2 protein-coding genes are annotated in these 1,097 nt (G+C 43.7%); one reads left to right on the forward strand and one right to left on the reverse strand.

The window, feature by feature from the left end:
• A partial coding sequence (locus tag PX484_RS02835; RefSeq protein WP_288102781.1) for an AAA family ATPase occupies positions 1 to 303 on the reverse strand: 303 nt, incomplete at its 3' end.
• Between the two features lie 402 nt (positions 304 to 705).
• Between PX484_RS02835 and infC the strand changes: the two genes are divergently transcribed.
• The coding region (gene infC, locus PX484_RS02840; protein ID WP_288102783.1) for a translation initiation factor IF-3 at positions 706 to 1,097 on the forward strand (392 nt) is incomplete at its 3' end.

A 1,097-nucleotide genomic window follows, 5' to 3' on the forward strand; every position in this document is an offset into this window, starting at 1 on the left:
AAGATCGACTTCCCCACCCCAATTATCTTTTACCTTGCGATTGACTAACATTTCAACTATAAATTCCATTTCCGTGGCGTAGTCGTCCTCATCATATTGGGTAAAAAGTTCGCTAGGATGTCCTCGCTGCTCGCTAAAAGCTGTCTTCAGATCCACTTCTGCCAGCCGCGCCAACAATTGCAAAGCATCAAATAAATTACTCTTACCAGAAGCATTAACCCCAGCAACTACAGTAAGCGGCGTAAATTCCATTTCAAAATTATGAAAGGATTTAAAGCCATGAATTTTAATATAAGTAATCATAGTTTTAGGCGATAGGTAATATTAAAACATCAGCGCGACATTTAACCATACTGGACAATCTTTTTAACTTTCGCCTGATACCGTCCTACTATAATCTAGACATTGGCTTTCAGGGGTAGTGCGATTACGCCGATTTTGTCGGGTGCGTTACCTGCCGCAAGGAGGGAGAACGCACCTTACCGATCGATTCCTGAGAGTATAGGGTCTTAGTCTGACAAAACCCATAGACAACAGCTTATCTGGCTGACGGCCGACGGCTGAGGACTGGCGGCTAAAAATTAACATTGCAAGAAAACTTAACAATTGGCCAAGAAACTCGATCGAGTAGGTAGAATAGCAAGTAAACCATTTTGTAAACTCCAACCGATTAACTAACTAGAATAGAGATAACCCAGAACGCCTGTGATAGATAAAAGACGCACTACTCGCGATCTCCCCCAAATTAACGAAAGAATCCGCTTTCCCGAAATCCGCGTTATCGATAGCGACGGCTCTCAACTGGGAATTATTACTCCTGCCGACGCTTTGCGCGTGGCCGAAGAAAAGGAACTTGATCTCGTCCTCGTCAGTGAAACGGCAAGTCCTCCCGTTTGCCGGATTATGGACTATGGTAAGTACAAGTTTGAACAGGAGAAAAAGGCCCGCGAAGCCAAGAAAAAACAGCATACAGCCGATATAAAAGAAGTTAAAATGCGCTATAAAATCGATGAGCATGACTACAACGTGCGAGTCAACCAAGCGCAACGTTTTTTAAAAGCGGGAGATAAGGTAAAAGCGACGATTACCTTCCGAGG

The sequence above is a fragment of the Microcystis sp. M49636_WE2 genome (assembly GCF_030065375.1).
GTDB classification, from domain to species: Bacteria; Cyanobacteriota; Cyanobacteriia; order Cyanobacteriales; family Microcystaceae; genus Microcystis; species Microcystis aeruginosa_C.